General features: G+C 44.7%; 21 protein-coding genes and 1 riboswitch. Of the genes, 6 read left to right on the plus strand and 15 right to left on the minus strand.

Annotated features, from left to right (window positions below):
- Positions 1–91: 91 nt before the first annotated feature.
- The 3 genes from LCL96_RS18420 to LCL96_RS18430 all read left to right on the plus strand — a co-directional run bounded on the left by LCL96_RS18420 (position 92) and on the right by LCL96_RS18430 (position 6,597).
- Positions 92–1,702, plus strand: a complete 1,611-nt coding sequence (locus LCL96_RS18420) for an alkaline phosphatase (RefSeq protein WP_224943879.1) — start codon at positions 92–94, stop codon at positions 1,700–1,702.
- Between the two features lie 442 nt (positions 1,703–2,144).
- A complete protein-coding gene (locus tag LCL96_RS18425; RefSeq protein WP_224943882.1) occupies positions 2,145–3,779 on the plus strand; it encodes an SWIM zinc finger family protein in 1,635 nt (544 codons plus the stop codon).
- Positions 3,772–6,597, plus strand: a complete 2,826-nt coding sequence (locus tag LCL96_RS18430) for a DEAD/DEAH box helicase (protein WP_224943885.1) — start codon at positions 3,772–3,774, stop codon at positions 6,595–6,597. The genes LCL96_RS18425 and LCL96_RS18430 overlap by 8 nt, the downstream gene beginning before the upstream one ends.
- Before the next feature lie 422 nt (positions 6,598–7,019).
- Here the strand turns inward: LCL96_RS18430 and LCL96_RS18435 are convergent, their stop codons facing one another.
- Both LCL96_RS18435 and LCL96_RS18440 read right to left on the minus strand, forming a co-directional pair.
- Complete coding sequence (locus tag LCL96_RS18435; RefSeq protein WP_224943888.1) at positions 7,020–7,184, minus strand: hypothetical protein; 165 nt, start codon at positions 7,182–7,184, stop codon at positions 7,020–7,022.
- A gap of 24 nt (positions 7,185–7,208) precedes the next feature.
- The gene (locus LCL96_RS18440) at positions 7,209–7,586 is read right to left on the minus strand and encodes a single-stranded DNA-binding protein (protein WP_224943891.1); all 378 of its coding nucleotides are present in this window, start codon (positions 7,584–7,586) and stop codon (positions 7,209–7,211) included.
- 263 nt (positions 7,587–7,849) lie between these two features.
- Between LCL96_RS18440 and LCL96_RS18445 the strand changes: the two genes are divergently transcribed.
- Together LCL96_RS18445 and LCL96_RS18450 are read left to right on the plus strand one after the other, a co-directional pair.
- Complete coding sequence (locus LCL96_RS18445; protein ID WP_224943894.1) at positions 7,850–8,290, plus strand: YwpF-like family protein; 441 nt, start codon at positions 7,850–7,852, stop codon at positions 8,288–8,290.
- A 94-nt stretch (positions 8,291–8,384) separates the two neighbouring features.
- Complete coding sequence (locus LCL96_RS18450) at positions 8,385–8,705, plus strand: helix-turn-helix domain-containing protein (protein ID WP_159363078.1); 321 nt, start codon at positions 8,385–8,387, stop codon at positions 8,703–8,705.
- 34 nt (positions 8,706–8,739) lie between these two features.
- On the opposite strand, the gene LCL96_RS18455 is transcribed toward LCL96_RS18450, so the two are convergent.
- The 12 genes from LCL96_RS18455 to LCL96_RS18510 all read right to left on the minus strand — a co-directional run bounded on the left by LCL96_RS18455 (position 8,740) and on the right by LCL96_RS18510 (position 19,019).
- Positions 8,740–8,880, minus strand: coding sequence for an anti-repressor SinI family protein (locus tag LCL96_RS18455; RefSeq protein WP_224943906.1), 141 nt, complete (start codon positions 8,878–8,880; stop codon positions 8,740–8,742).
- Between the two features lie 29 nt (positions 8,881–8,909).
- A riboswitch (cyclic di-GMP riboswitch) is annotated at positions 8,910–9,054 on the minus strand.
- 947 nt (positions 9,055–10,001) lie between these two features.
- Positions 10,002–10,301, minus strand: coding sequence for a hypothetical protein (locus LCL96_RS18460; RefSeq protein WP_224943907.1), 300 nt, complete (start codon positions 10,299–10,301; stop codon positions 10,002–10,004).
- A 198-nt stretch (positions 10,302–10,499) separates the two neighbouring features.
- Complete coding sequence (gene fabZ, locus LCL96_RS18465) at positions 10,500–10,934, minus strand: 3-hydroxyacyl-ACP dehydratase FabZ (RefSeq protein WP_224943908.1); 435 nt, start codon at positions 10,932–10,934, stop codon at positions 10,500–10,502.
- 334 nt (positions 10,935–11,268) lie between these two features.
- Positions 11,269–11,544, minus strand: coding sequence for a DNA-directed RNA polymerase subunit beta (locus LCL96_RS18470; protein ID WP_224943909.1), 276 nt, complete (start codon positions 11,542–11,544; stop codon positions 11,269–11,271).
- Positions 11,545–11,559: 15 nt separating this feature from the next.
- Positions 11,560–12,402 carry a flagellar hook-basal body protein gene (locus tag LCL96_RS18475; RefSeq protein WP_224943911.1) on the minus strand — a complete coding sequence of 281 codons (843 nt, stop codon included), beginning with the start codon at positions 12,400–12,402 and terminating at the stop codon, positions 11,560–11,562.
- Between the two features lie 55 nt (positions 12,403–12,457).
- Positions 12,458–13,300, minus strand: a complete 843-nt coding sequence (locus LCL96_RS18480) for a flagellar hook-basal body protein (RefSeq protein WP_224943913.1) — start codon at positions 13,298–13,300, stop codon at positions 12,458–12,460.
- A 47-nt stretch (positions 13,301–13,347) separates the two neighbouring features.
- A complete protein-coding gene (locus LCL96_RS18485) occupies positions 13,348–14,358 on the minus strand; it encodes a rod shape-determining protein (protein ID WP_224943914.1) in 1,011 nt (336 codons plus the stop codon).
- 508 nt (positions 14,359–14,866) lie between these two features.
- Positions 14,867–15,127: a sporulation transcriptional regulator SpoIIID gene (gene spoIIID / locus LCL96_RS18490; RefSeq protein WP_032086905.1), complete on the minus strand. Its 261-nt coding sequence runs from the start codon at positions 15,125–15,127 to the stop codon at positions 14,867–14,869.
- Between the two features lie 505 nt (positions 15,128–15,632).
- On the minus strand, positions 15,633–17,300 hold the full coding sequence (locus LCL96_RS18495; RefSeq protein ID WP_224943916.1) for a sodium:solute symporter family protein: 1,668 nt from the start codon (positions 17,298–17,300) through the stop codon (positions 15,633–15,635).
- A 31-nt stretch (positions 17,301–17,331) separates the two neighbouring features.
- Entirely contained in the window at positions 17,332–17,634 is a 303-nt protein-coding gene (locus LCL96_RS18500) for a DUF4212 domain-containing protein (RefSeq protein ID WP_224943918.1), read from the minus strand.
- Between the two features lie 24 nt (positions 17,635–17,658).
- Positions 17,659–17,841 (minus strand): hypothetical protein, encoded by a 183-nt coding sequence (locus LCL96_RS18505; RefSeq protein ID WP_263628262.1) that lies wholly within the window; start codon positions 17,839–17,841, stop codon positions 17,659–17,661.
- 290 nt (positions 17,842–18,131) lie between these two features.
- Positions 18,132–19,019, minus strand: a complete 888-nt coding sequence (locus LCL96_RS18510) for a M23 family metallopeptidase (protein ID WP_224943920.1) — start codon at positions 19,017–19,019, stop codon at positions 18,132–18,134.
- 276 nt (positions 19,020–19,295) lie between these two features.
- Here LCL96_RS18510 and LCL96_RS18515 point away from each other — a divergent pair, with 276 nt between their 5' ends.
- On the plus strand, positions 19,296–19,733 hold the full coding sequence (locus LCL96_RS18515) for a VanZ family protein (RefSeq protein ID WP_224943922.1): 438 nt from the start codon (positions 19,296–19,298) through the stop codon (positions 19,731–19,733).
- A 36-nt stretch (positions 19,734–19,769) separates the two neighbouring features.
- Here LCL96_RS18515 and spoIID read toward each other — a convergent pair whose 3' ends face one another.
- Positions 19,770–20,783 (minus strand): stage II sporulation protein D, encoded by a 1,014-nt coding sequence (gene spoIID / locus LCL96_RS18520; protein ID WP_224943924.1) that lies wholly within the window; start codon positions 20,781–20,783, stop codon positions 19,770–19,772.
- Positions 20,784–20,898: the final 115 nt, after the last annotated feature.

Genomic DNA, 20,898 nt, shown 5'->3' on the forward strand with positions numbered 1-20,898 from the left:
GGTCGTTTTTTCATTGATTCTGTACATACTCCTCCCCAACCAACAAATACTAAACTTACAACACAGATTAAAAAGGAGCGCTCAACCCACCATGAAAACACTCAAACGCCTCATCATCCTCACCACCCTCCTGTCCCTACTCTCCATCTCCCTCCCCGCTTCAACCCTAAAAGCTTCGCCACCCCACAAAAACGTCATCCTCCTCATCATGGACGGCACCAACTCCGACATCCTCACCCTCTCCCGCTGGTATCGAGGGACTGACCTCCAACTGGATGAGATTCTGGTGGGTGGGGTTCGGACCTACTCCGACCAATCGGCCATAACCGATTCCGCTGCAGCCGGTTCGGCCATGGCGACGGGTGTGAAGACGAAAGCTGATTATATAAGTATGAATCCAGATGGACACCCCGTGTTGACCGTTCTTGAAGGGGCAAAGCTATCGGGTTACAAAACCGGCATCGTCTCCACCTCCCCGGTCCAGCACGCCACCCCAGCCGCCTTCACTTCCCACACCTTGAGCAGGGATGAATTCGGCGATATCGGTGAGCAGCAGGTGTACCAAGGGCTGGATGTTGTATTGGGTGGAGGTGCTGCGTGGCTCAAGCCTCAGGTTAAAGACCACACAAAAGACGACGACGGCATGCTTAAAACCAAGCAGTTCAGCCGTGAAGATGGCGAAAATCTGGTGACGGAGATCGGAGCTTCCGGCTATGATTTGATCCTGAACAGGGACGAACTTCTGAGAAAAGGGAAATCTTCTAAACTGTGGGGAGTGTTTGCCGCTGAAGACATCTCCTATGAACTGGACAGGAAGGCGCTAAAACCTGCTGAACCATCTCTGTCGGAAATGACCCATGCGGCCATTGCTCGACTCTCGCAAGGCGAAAAAGGATTCTTCCTTATGGTCGAAGGAAGCAAAGTGGATTGGGCCGCTCATAAGAACGATCCCGTTGGAATGATCAGCGAAGTCCTGAGCTTTGACGATGCTGTGGGAGAAGTACTGGACTTTGCCAGGAAAGACGGGAACACCATGGTTGTTGCCGTCACGGATCATGGAAATAGTGGTTTGACACTTGGAAATCAAGGGACAAATGAGAATTATAAAAGCCTCCCTGCCGAGAAATTTATTGAACCTTTGAAGAAAGCCAAGCTTACTGTTAAGGGGGCGACTTCTCAGTTGAAAAAGGATCGTTCGAATTTGAAGGAGGTTGTTTCAAGCTATGGATTGGGGAACCTGAGTAGCGGAGAATATCGTACGATGAAAGATGCTAAGAGTATGGATGACCTCGAGAGTGAAATGGTAAAGCTGATGTCAAAGCGGGCGAATCTCGGTTTTACTACGAACGGACACACCGGGGAGGACGTTTTTTTGTATGCCTATGGACCGGGTCGGCCAAGTGGACTGATTGAAAACACTGACATTCCACTGGTGATTTCTGAGTATATGGGATTTTCCTTAAAGACGGGGAAATTTGCAGATTGGTATGTAAACGGAGAGAAGTTTTATCGAGATATGGGATTTTTGGTGGAGATTGAGGGACGGACCTCTAATAACCCAGTGATGGTCGCGAAGAAGGAAGATGAAGTGCTACGTTTTCCGGAAAATAAGAACTTTTATTGGAGAAATGATGAAAAAGTGGGGTTGAAGAGTGTGAATTTGTATGATGGGGATACGTTTTACGTTCATGTAGAGGAGTAAGGTGGGGATTGGGTAGGATTTGATGGGGAATATTCATGTTTATTTTCAATTTGGGGCAGTTTGTTTTCAATTCTGGTGATTTATTTTCAAAACAATGGGTTTTATTTTCAAATCCAGGATTTTATTTTCAAATTCCCTTCTAACGTCTGGTGTGAGGACACCTTTGGCGGGATCTCTTAAACAATCTTCAATTTTATTATCGACTTTCAAGATATATTATCTACTCTTGGCGATTTATTATCGACTTCAGTCTTCTTATTACCACCTTTCCAAATATATTATCAACTGCCCCTACCCGACGCGCTGCCAAGCACATTCTCCCACACAATCCGACAAACTTCCCACACCCCTTTCCACCACTCCCTCCACCCCATGTTCCTTTTCCCCCTCCTTTTACGTTATAATAAAAGAATGCGATTTTATAGATTGGAGAGGTTGGTTGATGTCGATTCGTATTCAGGAGTTGAAGGATAAATTACTTCCCATGAGTCAGTCGATACAGGGTGAGCTGGACCCGAATCAGGATGAGAGCAAGAATGTTGTGTCGAAGGGCCTTCTCTTGTTCCGTCAGAATCTGGTTTCGAACGTGAAGGTCCGGGATGAAGAAGTATCGGCCGAGGTTCAGGATGTGACGCCTGTGACCCTTGAGCTGAATCTGTCATTTCCCCTGTTAAGCAAGTGCTCATGTCCGCAGGATAAATGGTGCCGGCATCAAATGGCGACCTTTTTTATGCTATATAACAAGGTTGGGCGTGTGAGTGAGTGGATCCAGAATTGGCGGAGCCAGTCGAAGCCTGTCACTCAGGAAGCCCAATCACTGGATGAATTAATGAAGAAGCACGGCACCCTGAAGAAAGCAAGCGATCTATTGAACGAACGGAAAACGCGGGGTAACACGCCGGAGGAATGGTGGCAGTTCTTTGATTCCCTTCTGAAAAAAGAAGACTTGGAGTTACTTGAAAGACAGCCCTATTTAATGGATGTCCTCGTGCAGAATATTACGAAACGATTTATGAAGGAAGCACCGTTCGAACGGGAATGGAAGCCTCTTTACCAGCTTTTCGCGACACTTTTCTTATCGATTCACATCGACCTTCATTTGAAAAATAGGAATGTCGAACTGAGCCGGGAGCAGTATAGCATGTATGATTTCCTTCTGGGAGAAATGGAAGACGCCGTGGAGAAGCTGTCAATCCACGCCATGCCGTTCAGCTTTGATCCGTATATTGCCTTTTTGAAAAAGCAGACGATCGATATGAGTGATTCCACGGAGAACAGTACGATGATGAAGGCGGAAGTGTACCGCTTCCTGTGGTATTACTTGTTCAAACAGAAGTCGTGGCGCCGCGAAGAAGTGACGCGACTCGAAGAACAGGACAGTGAAGACACTACCTTCTACAATGTCGCTCTCCTTCATCAATACTTGCTCCTTGAGGATCTGAATAAAGCGAGCGAAGTCGTGGATGAGCTTGGGACGGAACTGGTCTCATTCAGTGAATTCTGGCTTCGTAAATTTTTCGTCGGAAAGCGTTACGAAGTCGGACTCTTCCTGGTTCGGAATATCCTTTCGAGGATGCCGGATCATCTTGAAAGCCTGGATTATTATGAAGCGACTCGATTTGTCCGCTGGTTTGTGCGGATTTTGCCGATGGATTGGCTGATGGAAAAGGACAGCTCCCTTGTGAATGAGCTTCTGCTTTCCATGCTGCCGTACAGCTTCTTTTCATACAATGAGTATTTGATCAGTGCTAAGGCCTATCGTGAGTGGGTCGAGCTGCAGAAATACATGAGCTACAGCATCGGTGAGATGGAAGGCATGGGCCTTCGCGACGTGACGAAGGAAGCCCCGGAGCTTGCCCTTCCGATCTACTTCACCGGCGTCATAGAATCAATCGACCAGAAGAACCGCGACAGCTACAAGCAGGCTGTCCGGTATATGAAAAAAATCCGGACGATTTATAAAAAAACGAAGAAAACGGATAAGTGGGACGTGTATCTCACCTATATCCTCGATAAATACAAGCGATTACGCGCGTTCCAAGAAGAGTGCAGAAAGGGTAAGTTAATCGATGCTTAAACTGTCTTCCGTCAAAATCAATGTCCACACAACTGAATATGAAGACCGTTTCTTCATCACTGCGGAAAACGATGAAGGTGAGCTGCTGCCCCCGAAAGAATGGAAGGGCCAGCTGTTTCTTTGGCATGAAGAAAGCTACTATGGTACGTTGCTGGAGGAAACCGATGGCGGAATTCCTGTCACCCAGTGGCAGTTTCTCACCCTCCTTGCAGGCGAACATTTTAGCAGCATGATCCAATGGGACTGGGATGAGACCGGGCAGGCGTGCATCGCGATTGCTCCGGTCATTTATGAAGCGGTTGAAGCCGGCCGCTGGCTCCCGCGATTTGAGGAATGGCAGGAAAAAGGACTCCAGTTCCACATCCCTGATGAAGTCTGGTCGAATTTCAACGACGAATTTTGGGAAGAAGAGCTGCCTGGTGGAGGTCCGTCCCTCAAATCGTTAACAGAAAATTGGTTTCAGGGTGCATTGAATGAGGCGATGGCTTCAGGTGGATCGAGTGCGATGAAGCGGATCCAGAAGCTGAAGGAGAGTACGCTTACTTCTGAGGAGCTGGATGCGTACTTTGATGAGAGACGTTGGAGTGAATGGATCTCGGGTGGTGATGAAGAGCTGCCGTTCTCCATCGGACTCCGTATTACTGAGCCCCTTGATGAAGATGAGTCCTGGGAGCTTGAAACAGTATTACGGGACCGGAAGAAAACGAGCCGCATCATTTCCCTGAATGAGGATACCGTCCCTCCTTCCTGGAAAAAACATCTCACCGACGTATCGGAGGAACAAGAACGCTGGATGAAGATGATGCCGATTCTTCGCGACATGGATGGCTCCCTTCGGACGGCACTTGGTGAGCACGACGCATGGGATTTCTTATCCGTGCTGAGCGAAAAACTCATTGATCTTGATATTGAAATCCTCCTTCCATCATGGTGGGAAGCGATGAAGGACGCTCAAGTGCTGGTGAAAGCGAAACTCAAGACCACTGACACCAGCTACCGTCCATCCTTCGTCGGATTGAACGCCATGCTCGACTTCGACTGGCGCTTGTCCATGAACGGCGTGAACTTATCGGAAGATGACTTTAATCAACTCGTAGACGATCAGCGTCGATTAGTGAAAATCCGTGGCCAATGGATGAAACTAGATCCTACCATGATTCGACGCATTCAACAGATGATGACGAAAGCAAAACAGGAAGGAATCTCGATCCAGGATATGCTCGAGCAGGAGCTTGTCCCACGTGATGCGGATGAATCAGACCTGGATCCCGATGACGACGAGCATGATCCTTACAAATATGCCCGCATTCAGCTCGAACTCAATCGTTCAATGAAAAAAATGATCCATCAGTTGACGAATGTGTCATCAATCCCGCTGACGGAAACGCCTGCTGATTTTGACGGTGAGCTTCGTCCTTATCAGCAGCTCGGTATGAGCTGGATGCTCTTTTTACGGAAATTTGGATTTGGTGCCTGTCTCGCCGATGATATGGGACTTGGAAAAACGGTACAGCTGATCACGTACCTTCAGCATGTGAAAGAAACCGAGAAACCGGCGACACCTTCCTTGATTATCACCCCTACCTCAGTACTCGGAAACTGGCAGCGGGAGATGGAGAAGTTTGCACCCGATTTGAAGGTTCATCTTCACTATGGACCGACACGTGCGAAGGGTAAGGATTTCACTGCTGCCATCAAGGATGTCGATGTGGTCCTCACTTCATACGGGTTGTCCCATATTGATTATGAAGAGCTTTCACTTGTCGAATGGAGTTCGATTTCCCTTGATGAGGCACAGAATATCAAGAATGCCAATACGAAACAATCACGCGCGATCCGGAAGCTAAAAGGGAAGCATCATATTGCTTTGACCGGAACCCCGATGGAGAATCGGCTGTCGGAACTGTGGTCCATCTTTGATTTCCTGAACCACGGCTATCTAGGCGGATTCACACAGTACCAGAAGAATTACATCGCACCCATCGAAAAAGACGAGGACGAAGCAAAGGTCAAAGAGCTTCAGGCTAAGATCAAGCCTTTCTTATTGCGTCGAACAAAGAAAGACCCTGAAGTGGAATTGAATCTTCCTGAAAAGCTTGAGCAGAAGGAGTATTGTCATCTGACTGCTGAGCAGGCCGCACTGTATGAACAGCTGGTGAAAGACACTCTTGCTAAAATTGAAACCTTGAGTGGTTTCGAGCGCAAAGGTCTGATCCTGCAAATGCTGAATCAGCTGAAGCAGCTGTGCAATCATCCTGCTCTCTATCTGAAAGAACCGGATCCAAAGTCGATCCTGTCCCGTTCTGAAAAAATGCAGAAGCTGAAGGACATAGTGGAAACCGCGTTGGAATCAGGAGAAGCCTGTCTCATCTTCACTCAGTATATTTCGATGGGTGAAATGATCCAGGACGTGATGAAGGAAGAGTTTGATGTAAAGGTGCCGTTTTTAAACGGAAGCATGGCGAAAGGTAAACGGGATGAGCTCGTTGAGAAGTTCCAGAATGGCGAATTCCCTGTCTTCCTATTGTCATTGAAAGCCGGCGGTACGGGACTGAACCTAACGGCTGCCAACCACGTCGTTCACTACGACCGCTGGTGGAACCCGGCTGTTGAAAATCAGGCCACCGACCGTGCTTACCGGATCGGACAGAAACGATTTGTGCACGTTCATAAGCTGGTATCATCAGGAACACTTGAGGAAAAAATAGATGCCATGCTGATGAAGAAGCAGGCATTGAACGACGAAATCATCCGCAGCGATCAGTGGGTGACGGAATTGTCGGATCAAGATTTGGAATCATTGTTGGTGTTGGAGTAGATTTAGCCTCTTTCCTTTTGTGGGAAAGGGGTTTTTTAGCTGGTGAGCGGATGTTAGTTGAGATACTTTACAAGTATAATTGTAAAGTATTGATTTATTGTGCCACTTTTCATCATAATTGCGCCACTTCTGGGCTTTATCGGGCCACTTTTACAGTTAATTAGGCCACTTTTTAAAATTTTTGTGCCAAATTGTGAAAGAACACCCCCTCAGCATATATAACAGACCATAAAAAAACACCAGCCTCCCCAAAAGGAAACTGGCTCAATATGAAGACGATAAGGGGAATACATCACTTGCTTACTCGCTGCGCATGTTTATGTCTAATGAGGCAAAACAGGGGAATCTTGCGGTGACCATTGGAATTTGAGACAGTGCTTATAGGTTGGGTAAAGCGTATGGAAAGAATTCTAAGTTGAGGTTTATGATGGGGTTTTCATTGGATATTCGTACCCTTGTTCAAGGGCGGTCACGCGTTGGGATAAGTAAAAATTTTCGACATTGACTCTAGCTACTTTTTTAATAAGATCCTCCGCTAGTTTTTCCAGTCTATCGATTCTTTGTTCCAGGTCTTGCAGTGTGGTCACGACTCCATCTCCCTTATATACAGATTAGAACGGTAATTCAATCGGCTCTTTCTTACTTGGTTCGGCGGTGGTGACAGAAGATGGCTTACTATCCAGAAAGCGCACATTTTCAGCTACGACTTCCGTTACATAGGTTCGTTTTCCCTGATCATTTTCAAAATAACGGGTTTGGATCCTTCCTGTCACACCAACAACGGATCCTTTCCTGCAGTATTTTTCCGTGTTGTCGGCCGCCCGGTTCCAAATCGTGCAGAGCACAAAGTCCGTATCCATCTGACCTTGCTGGTTTTTATATGGACGGTTTACGGCAACCGTCACACTAAGTACAGATCTTCCTTCCATCGTTTTTCTTGCTTCGGGATCTTTCGTCAGCCTGCCCACCAGGGTCACTTGGTTGATCAATCCGGCTCCTCCTTTCTGTTAAGGTGTTTTCATCTTACAACCAACATACAAATCTTGTAAAATCGTGAATTTCCGAAATTCGAGGCGAAAAGGGCTTGAATTTCGGAAATTCCCCTAGGGAGATTTCGTGATTTCAGATCAAAAACAGGGAGAAATACATAAAATTACAAGTTTCACCCTTTTTTCCATAGGGAAATGTATTATGGAAACATTTCGCCCTGTGATATAATTTGGTAAAACCTTTAAATTGGAGATGTTCGTTCATGAAAACCTTTAAAGTGATTTCACTGCAAGTAGTGGAGAACGATGAACTGCGTGACTTTGATCTTGTGGACGGTCTGATTATCAATAAAGAGGACGGGCAGAAAACATGGCTTGTCGAAACGTACTTGTCTAATGAATACATCGAATTCTTTCAAGAAGCCCAGCAAGGTAAGGAAGATTTGGAAATCCAGGTTGTGATTTCCCATGAAGCCAATGACCCCGCAGCTTTCATGACGTCCATTCGCTGCATCAAGGAGATGGATGATCATATCAGCATCATGTTTGAAGGAAAGTTAAAGAAACAGCGGAATGAATATGCGGAAATATTGCTTGATGACTTAGTGCAAAAAGGATATTCCGGTGAAGAATTGGTTCGTCAATTCCGCGAGAAGATGGTGTCCAAACCAAGGATACCTGCAACGGCAAAGCCTAGCGTTTAAAGGTACGAAATTATGTAATCAAAAAATAAATGTATGATATAATTGTAACTATAATTGTAACTTCAATGATGAATTTCTTAGGTAGGTGTTCCTGATGATTGGAGAGAGAGTTAAGAAATATAGACAAGAAAAAAGAATGTCCATGACTGAGCTCGCTGAAAAGGCAGGTGTTGCAAAGTCATATTTGAGTTCAATAGAACGTAACCTTCAACAGAATCCTTCCATTCAGTTTCTTGAGAAAGTATCAGCTGCTTTAGGGATTCCTATGGATGCTCTTTTATATGACCAACCTGAAGATCAGAATATTGATCATGAGTGGTTAAAAATTGCAGAAGAAGCGATGGATTCAGGTATTACCAAGGAACAGTTCCGGGAGTTCATTGAATTTAATAAATGGAAATTAGGCAATAAATAAAGTCTTGCGAATCCTTCGCAAGACTTTATTTATGTTAAATCACTTTGCAGTTGGATTTCAATTCCTGACATTGGTTGTTAAGAAATTTCCTGATCTCTTCTTTAGAAATTCCAGCGTCCAGTGCTTGTTTAATTAGTTCTACCCATTCAAGATCGAGTTCACGATTTGTCAACATTCTTCCCTCCCAAAATACCTACACGTATTCCAGGCAGTCCAGCCATCATAGTCTTCAAATAAACACATTTCCCTCATCAATCCATTCCGTTTCATTATAAGGTCATGCTTATTTCTTAACTTTAGATCTGTGACTTTGCGTCCCCATTTTTCAATGAGTTTGCCTTTGTCTGCCCCTTCTATTCGAACTACTCCCATTATACTAATAAACATCCTGACAGCTTGTTGTTTTTTGTCAATTCTGTCAATTTTATTTACACTAATTTATTACATTTTAATCCATTTTCCGACAATCTATATACCCAAAGTAATCATCCATTAGGGAAATTGCTGGGAGCTTATGTCGAAAAACCTAAATAGAAAAATTCTTATACTTTTCTAGCTTTTTCTTGAGAGGCACAACTTTTTCATTGATGTTTTGATAATGAGTAGGATGGTAAAACGGTCTATCTGATAAATCCATCTTACAGGCAGGACATATCCATTCACCTGTTTCTGCACTGCTATAGGATGGTCTATTACAGCGACTACAGATTTTTTTATACACATAATCACCTCTTACTTTATACTTATGTTTTATACAATCTATTAGACATCCCTTTAGGTGTTTTGTATAGGAATCATTATTGTTCTTATTAAAGAACATCTATACAAAAGTATATTCTACTTTAATGAATAGAAACCCTTTAAAAATTACAATATTTTCTACTGTTTTTTTACATATAACCGTTTTCATTTATGAACGAAAAAAACCTCTCTCATATAGGAAACGAGGTTTATCAAGTAAATCGTTAATTATTTTCTTCTAATGAATCAATTAAATATTTCGCTTCCAGCTTACAAGAATAATCATAGTCTGTACCAGATTGCTTCTGTAGTTTTCAAGCGTTTCAATTTGTTGAGACGTTGATTCTTCCGATAGGATTTTTTCCACGGTTTCATTGATCTTCAGTGCTAATGCTTGATGGAATTCTTCGTCATTTTTAGTCTAATCACTGAGAATCTTATACCAGGAAGCATGTTCATTTATGTATGAACGGCAAGCAGAGATGAAGTCCTGAATATCAAATTTATTTCACGGAAAAAGCAGAGACAACACATTGTCACCTCTGCTCCTTCACATTATTCGTCCTTATTATCCTTATCCTTCATATCTATATCATCTTCTATAACGTCTTCTTCAGGCGTGTTCTTATCCTTCGCTGCATCTTTGTCGCCTTGGACGTTTTTATCCTCTGACTCAGGGTAGTGCTCTTCATTCATATCCCCGTTGTCGTTCATATCACCGTTTTCATCCAGGTTTTCATTCTCTTCGACTGGCGCCTCGTCTTCCGGTGGGGGCTCCTGTTTAACATTACAACCTACAAGCAGGAAAGCAGCAAGTGCTGACCCACCAAGGATCGATAATAGCTTTTTGCTCATGATATATGACTCCTTTCTGTCAGTTCTTTGGTGTAAGACCGTGACGTGGTCTTTTGTTAGCTTTCCCTGAAAATGAATATACTTGCATGGTGGGGAAATTATTTGGGATGTTAAAAACAGGTACTGTTCGATTAAAAAGCATGCAAAAAAACCGGATCCAGTGTGTAAATCACACCAAATCCGGTTTCATTATAAAAACTATTCTTGTTTATCCCCTAAGGCAAACATCATTTCTAATTCGCAAGCGACTTCACCGTCAACAGTGGCAACACCTTTCCCTTTTCCGATCGGTCCTTTAAATCGGATCATTTCCACTTCTAGACGCAGCTGATCTCCTGGCTTAACCTGACGCTTGAAACGGCATTTGTCGATGCCTGTGAAGAATGCCAGGCGACCGCGGTTACCTTCCACCTTCAGCATCGCTACCGCTCCAACCTGAGCCAGTGCCTCGACGATCAACACGCCGGGCATTACAGGATAATCAGGGAAGTGACCATTGAAGAACTCCTCATTTGCCGTTACATTCTTAATCCCGATGGCCTTCTTTCCTTCCTCAACCTCAAGGATGCGATCTACAAGCAAAAACGGATAACGATGGGGAATAATCTCTTTAATCTCATTAATATCAAGCATGCATAATTCCTCCTACCAATATGTATGTACACCTTATTGTACAGAAACCAAGCTAAGAATAGCAAGAATTCTTGGACCTTGCTTTGGAGGGACGGACCTCAAAATCGGGTTCGAGCTGCTGTGTTGAATCCTTATATACTGGGATTCTTGACCAAATTAAAACAGTAAATTTGAGGTCCGTCCCTCCCAACAAATCGGCGACCTGAAAGAGGGACGGACCTCGAAAATCGAGCTCCTCTCACAACGTAACCCTTTTATATCAGGATTCTTTGCGAAAAAAGCTGAATCATTCGAGGTCCGTCCCTCATAAGAGCTCAAAAGAAACTCAAAAGAATTACTTTTTCACCACAATGTCAATGATGTGCTGCCAGGTTTCTGCTTTGAAGACGTCGGCTGCTTTGCCGTCGCCTATACCTGCGAAGCCAATGACGGCACCCAGCGCGAGACTTCCTGCAAGAAGAAGGATGAACAGAAGGATCCTAAGCCAAATGGGAAGCATACGTACACGTACCCAGCGGGCAGGCTTGGTTTCGTCCTTTTGCTTTGCCTTTTTTTCTGCTTTTACTGATTCTCTTGTCGCTTTTTCTTGCAGTAGCTCTTTTTCACTCATAGCATTTAACTCCTTTTAGCGTATCCCATTTACAAGGCCCATCATCTGATCTGCAAGGGAGATCGAGCGCGCCTGAAATTGATATGATCGTTGGACATTCAGCATGTCCGTCATTTCCTTACTGATATCCACGTTCGAACCCTCAAGGGAGCTCTGCACCATTGAAATATCCGATCGTGCTCCTCCTGTGACGTTCGTCAGAACTTCATCTTCCGTCACGCCCAACTCATCCAGGTTGTCTGCAAGACCTAACAGATTCCCACCAAACTGCTGAAGGAATTGAGCTTTTTCAACGGTTACGACGCCCATATTGAATCGTTCTACTCCCCCACGGGAATCTCTCACAGTGAGAACCCCATTATTGCCAAGCTCAAAAGCAGCAGCATCTTCAGAGAACGTAATATAATTATCATTCTCATCCAGGATCGGCAAGCCGCTACTATTAACGAGCATCGCTTCCCCATTGCCGGTTGGGCTGACATAGAATGCACCGTCCCTCGTATATCGAACTGAGCTTGTGTTGCCGTCCTGCGCCAGCACTTTGAAGAACTGTCGATCACTGGTCAGGGCAAAGTCTAAAGAGCGTCCGGTTGCTTTCAATGTCCCCTGATTCAAAATTAACTGAGACTGTGAAAGCTTGGCTCCGTTCCCTTCCCGGACTCCAAGAGGGGTGAGCCTGCCTGCTTCAAACTTGTCTACACTTTGATTTTTCACCTGCTGTACAAGCATTTCGGAGAATGTTGCATCCCGGCGCTTATACCCGTTTGTATCTGCGTTCGATAGATTATGACCAATCATATCCATTTGTTTCTGCAACTGCCCTAATGTGTTGGTTGCTGTAATCATCGTTCGATTCATGACACTTCTCCCCTATTATAAGGTATTCAGTGGCGAAATTCATTTACAATACTTGCTATCCATTGACCCGGCCGATTTCATTGGCCGCCTTTTCCATACTGCGGTCATACGCCTGAAGCACTTTCTGATTGGCTTCAAATGCCCTGTACGCTGACATCATATCTGTCATCGTACGGGAGGCATCGACATTGGACCGCTCCAGAAAGCCCTGTTTTGTGGAGAAAGAGACGTTGTCCTCTTCATATGCGTCAGGAAGAGCAGCATTGTCACCTCTTGCAAACAGACCGTCTCCCTGCTTAATCAGCTGGTTTGGATTATCTGAGTATCCCACTCCCAATGTTGCCACTGGGTTGCCACCCACAAGGATTTGTCCTTTTTCCCCAACCGTGAACTGATCACTGTCGAGCTGGATTCTATCTCCGTTTTCATCCAGGATATATCGTCCGCTGTTCGTCGTAAGGAATCCGTTTCCGTTCACCGACAGATTCCCGTTACGCGTATATCGGGGGCTGCCGTCAGCTCCTTCTACCGTCAGGAACACCGAACCACGGATACCTGTTTCTTCATCGATTGGCATGGAAGCATCCAATAACGCCACATCCAAGCCACGTCCCGTTTCCTGCAGGTCACCCTGAACAAAGGAAGGAATCGTTTCCTGCATATAAACACCCGTATTCAGTTTCCCGATCCTTTGGTTAAAAGGAAGGGACAGCGTTTTTTCAGTGGGAATCGAAGTGGAATCCATCCGGTCCATCAGCATTTCCGGAAATGCACGCATCGAAGCCTGATCCGCTTTATATCCCGGTGTATTGGCATTAGACATATTGTTCGTAAGCATTTCGGTCTTCCGCTGCTGCGAAAGCATGCCGGATGCTACTGTATAAAATCCTCTAAACATCTCTCTTCACCTCTTAACCGTTATATCGGATCAATGGTGCAGTGGTTTTACCCGATTCTTTTCCTGGAAATTTTATCAATATTCTCAAGCATTAATCCCGTTCCAACCGCGACGCAATCCATCGGGTTCTCCGCGATCAATACCGGTACTTTCAGTTCTTCGGCAAGAAGGGTATCCATTCCGTGAAGAAGGGCACCACCTCCCGTTAAAATGACTCCACGATCAATGATATCCGCTGATAATTCCGGTGGAGTCTTCTCAAGAACGTTTTTCGCAGCCTGAACGATGACAGCCACAGACTCACGAAGCGCTCCTTCGATTTCCTTGGATGTCACTGTGATTGTACGAGGAAGACCTGATACCATATCACGTCCGCGGATGCTCATTTCTTTACGGTCTTCATCAAGCGTCTCAGAGAATACCGTTCCGATATTCACTTTGATATCTTCAGCTGTACGTTCTCCAATTAGAAGCTTGTACTCTTTTTTAATATAATTCAGAATTTCGTGGTCAAATTTATCCCCGGCCATTTTGATGGATTGACTCGTTACGATGTCACCCATGGAAAGAACCGCTACATCCGTTGTTCCTCCACCGATATCCACGACCATGTTTCCTGTCGGATTGAAGATGTCCATGCCGGCACCGATCGCCGCTACTTTAGGCTCTTCTTCCAAGTAAATTTTCTTCCCGCCGCTCTTTTCAGCCGCTTCCCTGATTGCCTTTTGTTCAACGCTCGTGATATTTGTAGGGCAGCAGATCAGGATGCGTGGCTTCGAAAGGAAACCCTTTACATTCAATTTATTAATGAAATGCTTCAACATTGCTTCTGTTACATCAAAGTCGGCGATAACTCCGTCTTTTAATGGACGGGTCGCCACGATATTTCCAGGAGTACGTCCCACCATGCGGCGCGCTTCTTCTCCGACTGCCAATACCTTGCCAGTGTTTTTATCCAGCGCCACTACCGATGGCTCGTTCAATACAATCCCTTTCCCTTTAACATGAATCAATACATTAGCCGTACCAAGGTCAATCCCAATATCTTTCGCGAACATCTTGTGTTTCTCCCTTCTTCTCCTACAAATTCATGAACAACATTCATCTATGATTTCACTTTTATGTCATTACGTTAAAACGTTAAGGCAGAACTTTCACCTAATTAATTATTTTACCATAAATATGTCGAAGGGAGATGGTATTTGTCAAAAAAATGTATTGAGATTGTTATTATTTTGGAAAAGGATAGGAGCTTTGGTGGAGGATGTTACAGGAGTGTAAAGATTTGGTGAGGTTGGGGGATTTTTTATTTTTGGCTGGGGTTCAGTTGCTGAATTATGAATATTTTTATCGTGGATTCAGCTGTTAAAATTCAAAAGAAGTTCAGCTGCTGAACTTCAACAAAAATTTGACTGTTGAAATCCCACCATTATTCTCCTGTTAAAAAACCGAAAAAAATCAGCAGGCAAATCCCCATCAAGTTTTAACAAGTAAACCACAAACCTCCCCCAAAACACAAAAACACACCAAGCATAACCCATCACTCTGGGGCTTGGCGTATTTTGGTTAGCTGTGGAGCTCTTCTTTTTTGTACTTTTGTTTGGTTGCCTCTCCACCTCGTAGATGCCGGATCGATTTATGGTAATCAAGTATCGTTTTGACTTCATTTGCGAGTTCCGGATTGATTTCTGGCAGTCGTTCCGTTAGATCTTTATGGACAGTACTTTTGGACACGCCAAACTCCTTCGCAATTACACGAACAGTTTTTTTCGTCTCCACGATATACTTACCAATCTTGATTGTTCTCTCTTTGATGTAATCGTGCACACCACTCGACCTCCCTAAATTGGATGTGAGAAGTGTGAAATGAGACCCGCTTTCGCATCAATGAATAGTACAGACCCCTTGCACATAGGCAAACGGCAGAAAGCCTTATTTAGGACGGCAGCTTCCTGATGTTACAACGTATAAACAAATATTCGGCTAATGATCAATGGTATAATGACGATTCCTCACCTCAAACACTCTCTATTTTGATAGGTTTGTATCATTTTATTAGCTTGTGCCCACATATATGCACAAAAAACACAATAAGGACAAGGATTCGATTGAATTTTCTGAAAAAAAGTTTAAGGGACGGACCTTCACATGAATTTTCAGATGTATGAAGGGTTTTCTTACCAAACTAAGATGATTCGACATCATGTTCACCCCCTCCACTATTTCCTGAGAAATGAGTCGATGAATTTAAGAAAATGTCTGATCTATGATGTTTTTCTTTATCTCGAATCACCACAAAATGCCGTACTGGGCTTCAGCACGGCTTAGTTGGTCAGGCTTTGAACTCCACGTCTTCATCCACCCAAACGTCCCCATCTTTAAAGGTCATTTGTTCCGGATAGCGGAGATCCATGACTTCCTCCTGAATTTTTTGTGAAGGAGCTTTTGTGAGAAGGGAGACGACGATATTGGCTATCGCTGCTGATGTCGCTCCAAACACGCCCGCTCCTGTATCAATGATTCCAAATAACGTCACACCGGATCGTGCCAAGAAGATATAGGTGAGGGTCACCGCTAGTCCGACAAGCATCCCTGCGATCACCCCTTGGGCATTGGAGCGCTTCCACCAAACACCGAGTAATAGGGCAGGGAAGAATGTTCCTGACGCCAGAGCGAATGCCCAAGCGACGATTTGTGTGATGACCCCTGGAGGGTTCAATGCCACTAATCCTGCCAATACCGTAGCCACCACAATCGACAAACGTGCTACCGCCAACCGGTTCCGTTCGGTCGCATCAGGCTTGAATACGCGGTAGTAAATATCATGGGCAAAGGAAGACGAAATCGCAATCATCAATCCACCGGCCGTCGATAGCGCCGCTGCCATGGCTCCTGCTGCCACAAGCCCGATGACGAACACACCGAGGTTCGCGATCTCAGGGGTGGCCATGACGACGATATCATTCGAAATGATGATTTCCTTCCATTGAAGGATGCCGTCCCCATTCGCATCCGCTACCTGCAGTTTCCCCGTGTCCACCCATGACGTCGTCCAGGACGGCAGGTTGCTGATTTTACTTCCGGCTACTTTGGTCATTAAAATAAACCGGGAAAACGCCGCATAGGCAGGTGCTGATAGATAGAGAAGACCGATGAAGAGGAGCGCCCACGCCCCTGACCAGCGAGCCGCCTTCATCGTCGAAACCGTATAGAAACGGACGATGACGTGTGGAAGCCCCGCTGTACCGGCCATCAGAGTAAACATGAGAGCAATGAACTGCCACTTGGTCCCGTTTGTAAATGGAGCAAAATATTCCGACACTCCCAGCTCTCGGTCGAGTTCCCCGATTTTCCCGACCAGCTCGCCATAGGAGATCCAAGGCGCAGGATTCCCTGTGATTTGGAGGGACATGAAAATGACGGGGATCAGGTACGCAATGATCAATACGATATACTGAGCCACCTGGGTCCACGTGATTCCCTTCATCCCGCCGAAAGCAGCGTAAAAGGCAATGAGGACAACTCCGATCATCGTCCCCACTTTAGCATCGATTTCGAAGAGACGGCCAATGACCACACCCGAGCCCGACAGCTGACCGATTGAGTACGTGAAGCTGATAATGATGGTACAGATGGCAGCAATCACCCGGGCGGTATGACTGTTATACCGGTCCCCGATGAATTCCGGCACCGTGTACCTCCCGTACTTCCTGAGCTGTGGTGCGAGCAGGAAGGTCAATAATAAATATCCTCCCGTCCAGCCCATGATGTAAGCCAGACCGTCATAGCCGAGGATCATGACGGTACCAGCCAGTCCAATGAATGAAGCCGCACTCATCCAGTCTGCCCCAATGGCCATCCCATTGAAGACTGGCGGAACCCCGCGACCCGCTACATAAAAATCCGATGTCGCTTTCGCTTTGTTATACACCGCAATTCCGATATATAACGCAAACGTCAACAGGATAATAGACGTCGATACGATAAACTGTGTATCCATATATCTCTTCCCCCTATCTGCTTTTTTCTATTTAATGATCCAGCGTTTTTCCGTAGCTGATTTGTTCATTTTTCTTTTCATCGAGTCCGTATTTTTGATCAATGCGGTCACTCACCTTGGCATTGACATAAAGCAGAATAATGAAAATCAGGATCGATCCTTGAGCGCCCATGAAATAGTGGAACGGAAACCCGTTTATGGTGAAGGTAGACAGACTTTCGGCAAACAGTACCACCCCAAAGGAGGACAGAAGCCAGATGACTAAGTACAATGCAATGAATCGATTTTTTTCTTTAAAATACTGATCGGCTTTCGCTCTATCAATCTTCTTCATGTATGTAACCCCTTTTCGAATTCATTATTTTAAACTGAAAATGAATTTCACGGTTTCAAAGAAAGGCACCGGTACAATGGCGATTTGCACAATGAAATAAAGGAATAAAGACAGAAAAGGAATGGTGAGGAAGACGGCTCGCTTTTTCCTTAGGGCAAGAATAATACATCCTCCTGTGATAAATAAAAAGAACATGAAATAAATCAACGTTTCACCTCCTGTTTGTGTTAATGACTTAATTTTCTGAATTTTAATTATGCACTCATTATCTTTACTGATAATAGCTTGGTCAATAAAGAAAAAACGACATGTCTACGATACTCTTTGATCAATCATTTTACTAAAATAGGGATATGTGCGAGGACGACCATATCGGTAATTGAAACAATGTTGAAAATGTTTTCCCGGAAAACTTTCCATCCTGTCGAATTTCCAAGGAAATTTTTTTGAACAACAAAAAGGCTGACCGTTATTCCGGTCAGCCCTCATTTATTTGATTATTCTTCGTCTTTAGCGTTGTCTTGGCTTTCTTGTTTCGGCTTTTGCTCGGTTTGATCCTGCTTTGGCTGTTTTTCTTCAGCTTCGCCTTTTTCTTCTGTAGCTTTATCCTCAGTAGCTTTGTTTTCGCTAGCTTGGTCTTCTACAGCATTTTCTTCTGCAGCTTCAGCATCCGGCTGTTCACCTGAAACTTTCTTGTCTTCTAGCTGTGCTTCTTGAAGGGTAGCAAGGGACTTATTGAAGTATTCCAGTGGATTCACAGCGACATCCGCTTTACGGATTTCAAAGTGTACGTGAACGCCAGCTTCTTCATTGAATAAGCTCTTTCCTGCTTTGGCAATAGCTTGTCCTTGATCGACGACATCTCCAACCGCGACTTCAAAATCTTTGACTGATTGATAGCGAGTCACGATTCCTTTGCTGTGCTCGATCTCAATCGTGTTACCAAGTAGGGAATCTTCCTGAACCTTTGTGACTGTACCGCTCATAGCAGCCAGAACATCGAATTCTTTGCCATCTTTCGAGATGTCGATTCCTTGGTTCGGGTAGTACATGTTTCCATAAACGACTAGGGCTGCTTCCTGTTCTTCCGCTGAAGCTTCAGTGTCGTAGAATTGTTTTTCGATCACTGTATCCTCAGGACTTGAAACAGGCATTACGAAGTTTTCCAATAAACGATTGACTTCTTCTGCAGGCTGGTTGAACTCATTGTCAGTAGGAACTCCATCATAGCTGTAATCCTTGGCTTTCTCGTTTACATCATTTCCTGCCTGGTACCACAGAATCCCCGTGATAATGATTGCTGCACTTGCTAAATAGATTGCTGGGTATGCCCAACGTCTTTTCAAAAAGTTTTGAGAAGGTTGTTTCTTTTCTTCCTCTCTCATTTTCATCACCTCAGCAATCATTCTGAACAGAATTCTGAAAATATATACACATTCGAAAAAAAATTTTAATTTCTTAGGGTTCGACAAAACGGAGAGTATTATGTATGTTTTATTAAAATTATTGTTTTTGAAGGAGCGAGTAGTGGTTGGCTGCGTTTCAGGTACTCGCTTTCCAATAGTAAAAAACATGTGACAAACCTCGGAAATATCCATCGAAGACATTCCAGTCATCTCCCAGCATGGTACAATAATAAAAACAGAAAGGACGGCCCCGATATGAAAAAATTCCTTACCTATGTTCTGACTTCTGCACCTTTTCTATATATGATCCTGATCTGGATTATGTCGGGTAATCCTGATGATGCCGTGTTACGGCTTCCTAATGAAGGGCTGGATCGGTTCATTAAGGAATCCCTTCATTTGGTCGAGTTCGGGATTTTATATGGATTGTTCGTGATCGCTCTGTTGGCACATGGAAAGCTTCAATTCACATTGAATTTCGCTGGGGCACTGATCGCCATCTTTTATGGATTCATCGATGAGATCCATCAGTCCTTCGTTCCGTATCGTTCTTCCACGATGATTGATGCTGCCAAAGATCTGATCGGCGTCACGGTCCTGTTTTGGATTGTGAACCGTACCTATTTCCGAAATCCAGATCACTCGCTGACAAAGAAGATGAAGAGATTTGAAGCCTATTTAAAAAAGGATTGAGTCCGGTCACGGTGACCGAACCCAATCCTTTTTCTCTTATCTTTGTGCCGTTACCTTCTGAAGGAGTTTACTTGATTCTGTGATTTTGACATCTTTATAGTAATGAGTCACGATTTCCTCATAGTTCTTGCCTTCCTTCGCCATACCGTTTGCTCCGTATTGGCTCATCCCCACTCCATGGCCGTACCCCTTTGTTGCAATGACGATGTGATCGTCCTTCATATACCAGGTGAAGTCTGATGACCTTAGGCCTAATTTATCCCTAATTTCGCGTCCGGTGAATTCTTTTCCGTTAATTTCGACCCTGGCCACCCTTTTGCCTTCGGTTCTTGATGTGATCGTCCCGACCGATCCATCCTTTGGCAGAGTGACGCCCAGTTTTTGTTGGAACTCATTGGCGGGAATGATCTTTTGATCTTGGAATTTCGGTGAAGATTTGTCCCATGGGCTCTCTACACTTCGTAAATACGGAATGTCATCTGCCCAGTACGCCTCGGAATTTTCCGTGTAGCCGTTGCTTGTTGAGAAAAAGGCTGCGGTAATCGGCTTGTTATCGTATGTCAGCACTTTTCCTTTAGTCTTAAGAACCGCTTCTGAGATCTTCTTCATCTTCCAATCGTAGTCAGAGCCCCATAGAGAGGCAAGTTCTTTTTGATTTTTATACACCTGATGGGACACGGTATCCGTCACATCGGCCCCCTTAGGCACAGAAGAATCATCCGAAAGCAGCTGATTCACAATATACGTCCTTGCGGCAAGAGCCTGTGCCTTCAACGCTTCCTTTTCAAAATCGGCCGGCATTTCACCCGCCACCACCCCGACGACATACTGCTCTAGGGGAAGCTTTTCGATGAGATCTTGACTGGAACGATAGACCGCCACCTCCACCGAGTCCGCCAATTCCTCAACGGAAGGCGGGTTCTTCAGATTTTCGTCCAGGTTGGCCGTTTCCTTGTCTGATGAAAATGGGAGCACCAGCAAAGTGGGGACAATAAAGATGATGCTGATAAAGATTGAGAAGATGATCACTACGGGTTTTAACTGCTTCATGTTCGCGGCCTCCAATAAATGATTAAATAGGAGAATGTCCTAGAACACTTCTCCACTCTCTTTCATATGTATGGTAGTGGACAAGCAATTATGATTGTGAAATGGGAGAGAATTT

This window comes from Rossellomorea aquimaris, assembly GCF_020172085.1.
GTDB lineage: Bacteria > Bacillota > Bacilli > Bacillales > Bacillaceae_B > Rossellomorea > Rossellomorea aquimaris_E.